Raw genomic sequence first — 4,528 nt, forward strand, 5'->3', positions numbered from 1 at the left:
GCTGAGTCTGAGCCTGTAGCTTTGGTTGCACCTCAAATCGGCTAATTGATAGCTTGAATTAAATAGAGCGCCTCCCAGTCGGGGGGCGCTTTTTGTTTGTTTAAGTCTCTGAGGAATTATCACGGACGGGGTGAGGGAGTCCTCCTGTTTGTAGAGATTGACTTAAACCCCACAGAATATCGACTAATTCGGCTCCGATTTTACCGGAAGAAATTGGACAGGGTTGATTGGCTTTAACACATTGAAAAAAGCGATCGCATACTTGTTTTAAAGGTTCCCCAGGTTCGACCTGTAAAACTTCCCGACTTTGACCTGCTCCTTTCCAGCCACCATTGACAGGCTCTAAATAGCCGCGTTGTAGAGTTAAAGGAGACTCGGAGGATAATTCATCAAAAATCAATGTTCCTTGGCTTCCGACGACTGCTAAACGGCGCTGTTTGTCAGGATTTAACCAGCATAGATGTAGGAAAACTCGAAAGTTATCGGGGTAAGTGAGGGTAGCTACTACTAAATCAGATAAACCTGGTTTACTATCGGGAAAGGCTGGGGAATTATCCTCGGTTTGCAAAAGACGATCGCCTTGTAGCCAGACAGTTCCGGTGGCTTGTACGGCTACAGGTTTTTGACCCAACCAGGTATTAAAGATAGCAATATCATGAATCGCTAAATCCCAAAGAGCATCAACATCTTGTCGGACAGGTTCTAGGTGAGTGCGGGTAGCATAGCCGTAGCGTAGTTGACCTAAGACACCTTGAGCAAGGACTTGTTTACCCTGGTTAACTACTGGATGGAATAGATAGGTATGATCGACAAATAATTGTCGATTTTGCTGTTGAGCCAGTTCCCAAAGTTCCCAAGATTTAGCGGGGTTTATGGTTAAAGGTTTTTCGGCTAAGACATGATAGCCACGTTGTAGCGCGACTGAAATTAAGTCATAATGAGTGCAGGCGGGAGTAGCGATCGCCACAGCTTGTAGTCCCGGAACTTCCAGAGCCGCCAACCCATGCTCAAACATTTGTTCAGGGTTGAGTGTAAATCGTTCTCCCACAGCTTTTAACTGTTCGGAATTACTATCAGCTACTGCTATTAACTCAAACCCAGAATGATTTTGAAAGTTTCGGAGCAAGTGGACACCCCAGCGTCCTGTACCGAGAACTGCTATTTTAATCGGGTCATTCATTATCTGTTTGTCCTCCATTTTTGGCTACTGATAAAAAAGCCACACGAGCCGCCGCCTGTTCAGCAGCCTTAATAGTTCTACCTGTTCCTGTACCTAATTGTTCTCCCCTCAGCCACACGGAAGCGGTAAACCGCGCTTCATCACCAGCATAACCTGTTTCATTAACTTTATATTGGGGCAAAATTTTATAGCAACTTTGAGTCCATTCTTGGAGAGCAGCCTTATAATTTTGGCGAGCCGGATCATTAAAAATATCAGTAGCTCGCTCTAGCAGGTGCTGATCTAACCAAGGACGAATTAACTCTAGGGTATTGGTACTGAGATAAAGTGCAGCCAAAACAGCCTCAAAACAATCTGCTAAACGAGATTCTTCTCCCAGGCGATCGCGGGTAGCACTTCCTCCCACGAGCAAATATCTTCCCAAACCATAGCTATTAGAAATTTCCGCCAGAATGCGATCGCTCACCAAAATAGATCGCACCGCCGCAAACTCTCCCACGGGTGCATTAGGATAGGTTTCTAACAAAAGTTCTGAAGCCACCAGACGCACCACGGAATCACCAACAAATTCCAGTTGTTCATAATTATCCTGAGTGGAAACACTGGGATGAGTTAGTGCCAAATCAAGTAATTGCCATGCAATCTTCTGTTGAGTAGATAATCCCAAGCGTTCAATTAACTTTTCTAACTGATTTTGTCTTTGTGGATGACTAACTCGGTTAAACTTTTGCAACTTTAATGACCTCAAATTTAACTTTTATGGTATCTACCATCTGTGGATTTAACCATAATTATAACATAATATATCGAGGATATACTAGGTTAATTATGATTAAATTGCCGCAGATATGTGGGCATTCAATTATGGGGAAGTATCAGCAAAAAGCCCCTTATTTTAGCATATATATTGAGAGTTTGACAATTTCTGCTGTCCACACTGGTCAGGTTCACGGTTGACTTTTCTCTGCCCAAATCACTATAGAATTGAGGTTAACTGTAGTTATTGAGATCACCATGCGTATTGCTCACAACATCACAGAATTGATTGGTCGTACCCCTTTGGTACAACTGAATCGAATTCCTCAAGCTGAAGGCTGTTTAGCTCAAATTGTGGTTAAACTCGAAGGGATGAACCCGACAGCCTCAGTTAAAGATCGCATTGGAGCATATATGATCGAAGTTGCGGAACTCGAAGGCTTGATCGCTCCAGGTAAGACTACCCTAGTGGAACCGACATCAGGAAATACTGGCATTGCGTTGGCTATGACAGCGGCGGCGAAAGGCTATGAGTTAATTTTAACGATGCCTGATAGCATGAGTTTAGAACGGCGTTCTATGCTCCGCGCCTATGGAGCTAAATTAGAATTAACCCCCGGTTCTAAAGGGATGAAAGGAGCGATTCAGCGCGCTTATGAACTGGTCGATACGGTTCCCAATACCTATATGTTACAGCAGTTTAACAATTTGGCTAATCCAGAGGTTCACCGCCGCACTACGGCTGAAGAAATTTGGCATGATACGGATGGACGGGTTGATATTTTAATCGCGGGAGTGGGAACCGGTGGTACAATCACGGGGGCGGCGGATGTGCTTAAACAACGGAAACCACAATTAAAAGCGATCGCAGTTGAACCCACTAACAGTCCGGTTCTTTCTGGTGGTGAACCTGGACCCCACAAAATTCAGGGTATTGGTGCAGGATTTGTCCCAGAGGTGCTGAAAGTAGCCCTAATTGATGAGGTAATTACAGTTAGTGATGACGAAGCCTTTAGCTATAGTCGCCGTCTAGCGAGGGAAGAGGGGTTACTATCTGGGATTTCCTCGGGTGCGGCTTTGTGTGCGGCGATTAAAGTGGCTCAAAGACCAGAAAATCGAGATAAGTTAATTGTGATGATTCAACCGAGTTACGGCGAACGTTACCTCAGTACCCCGCTATTCCAAGATTTACATGAGGAACAACAAACCCTGCTAATTAATAATTAATCAAAGGGCTATATTGTTGGTTGGGGGGAGGGTTGATTATGATTGATTCTCCCTCCCCATTCTGGTCTAGGAAATCTTGAGCGATCGCATAGCGGATGATCCGAAATGAGTGCTAAAAGCAATATTTAGATTTTCCAGGGACTCAACCAGCCAAACAACTTGGGGTCGTTCAAAATTGCCATAATGCGTAAATAACACAGCGAATCGTTTTTCTAGTTCTCGTTTGGTTTGCCGACATACCAAAACAATTTTTAGCATTAAACCCATGACGTTAGTAACGCCTAGGTTATTGGTGAGGTCAACTAAGACAAAATGCTGAGGTTTTTGGGCGCTTTCAACTACCAAAAAATCGAATAGTCTTTTACAGGTTCCGGCAACTAGACTACTGTTGACCATAACAGAATCATTGTGGGATAGGGTGTCTTTTAGGGTTTGCTCCAGCCGCCTTTTAAAGTAACGGTTAGCATATTTACCATCCATAGAGTTTGTCAAATACTCATATAGCTCCCCTTTAAAAGCATGATATGAACTAGCCTTACTACTCTGTTTCAGAAATAGTTGAGAGGACTCATTATAGGTGTATCCCCCATCTACTTGTCCGGTAAAGTGGTCAATAGCTTGGCTAAGTTTACGATCGCTCAATAGGGTAGGATTATGGGGAGGATTTACGCCCAATTCCTGGATGGTAGTTTTTTGTTGATAAGTAATGTATTGATACAAGTCGCGATCGAATTTACGTCCCGCCGCCTCCTGCATTTTCCGAATTTGCTGACGTTGATCAATTTCACTATGATCGGTCAAAAAACAATGTTCGTACAGATAGGGATAACGAACAATCAAATTTTCTAGCTTGGGTTGACAATCTGGTTCGGGTTTGGTGCTATCTTTAAAAGCATTAGCGAGCCGACGTAGTGCGCGATATTCGTCAGTTTGCACAAATTTGTAGAGTAATCTACGCAAACGATGAGCGGTCCAGGAAGAGGGTAAAGTAGTCGGTTCTATGAGAAGTAGATCAATCAGTTCTGGAATAGCCCACTGTAGACGGGACTGCTTCTGCCATTGGTTAACCAAAATATAGCAGCAGCGGTTAATTATAAACGGAAAGCGATCGCGGACTGATTCGGAATCAACAATTCTTTCCAAGGCTTCCCAAACTTCCGTGACTTGATATTCCTGGTCACCCAAAAACAGACAACGAAAACAAGCAAGCATATCCTGTGGGGATGACACCCCAACCAACTTTTGCAAGTGGTTGTACAGGAGTTGCTCGTCCAAGGTCGTCTGATGATAGTGGGTGAACCCATAATTCATCACGTAAACCTCTTGGGAGCGTGGAAGCCCCGTGTCTTTAGACCGGGGAGGAAA

4 protein-coding genes are annotated in these 4,528 nt (G+C 44.0%); 1 reads left to right on the forward strand and 3 read right to left on the reverse strand.

From position 1 onward, the window contains the following. Positions 1–100: 100 nt before the first annotated feature. Positions 101–1,180, reverse strand: a complete 1,080-nt coding sequence (locus tag P5683_RS23005; protein WP_006621987.1) for a Gfo/Idh/MocA family protein — start codon at positions 1,178–1,180, stop codon at positions 101–103. Further along, entirely contained in the window at positions 1,173–1,913 is a 741-nt protein-coding gene (gene rnc / locus P5683_RS23010; RefSeq protein ID WP_006621988.1) for a ribonuclease III, read from the reverse strand. The genes P5683_RS23005 and rnc overlap by 8 nt, the downstream gene beginning before the upstream one ends. A 281-nt stretch (positions 1,914–2,194) precedes the next feature. On the opposite strand from rnc, the gene cysK reads away from it, so the two are divergent. Then, on the forward strand, positions 2,195–3,163 hold the full coding sequence (cysK, locus tag P5683_RS23015) for a cysteine synthase A (protein WP_006621989.1): 969 nt from the start codon (positions 2,195–2,197) through the stop codon (positions 3,161–3,163). Positions 3,164–3,229: 66 nt separating this feature from the next. Here the strand turns inward: cysK and P5683_RS23020 are convergent. Beyond that, the coding region (locus tag P5683_RS23020; protein WP_315645567.1) for a hypothetical protein at positions 3,230–4,528 on the reverse strand (1,299 nt) is incomplete at its 5' end.

It is taken from the genome of Limnospira sp. PMC 1279.21, assembly GCF_032349615.1.
Classification (GTDB): domain Bacteria; phylum Cyanobacteriota; class Cyanobacteriia; order Cyanobacteriales; family Microcoleaceae; genus Limnospira; species Limnospira fusiformis.

Excerpts from the sequence above, each read along its gene's own strand:
- P5683_RS23005 (WP_006621987.1), bottom strand. The coding sequence starts at position 1,180 with ATGAATGACCCGATTAAAATAGCAGTTCTCGGTACAGGACGCTGGGGT.
- cysK (WP_006621989.1), top strand. The coding sequence starts at position 2,195 with ATGCGTATTGCTCACAACATCACAGAATTGATTGGTCGTACCCCTTTG.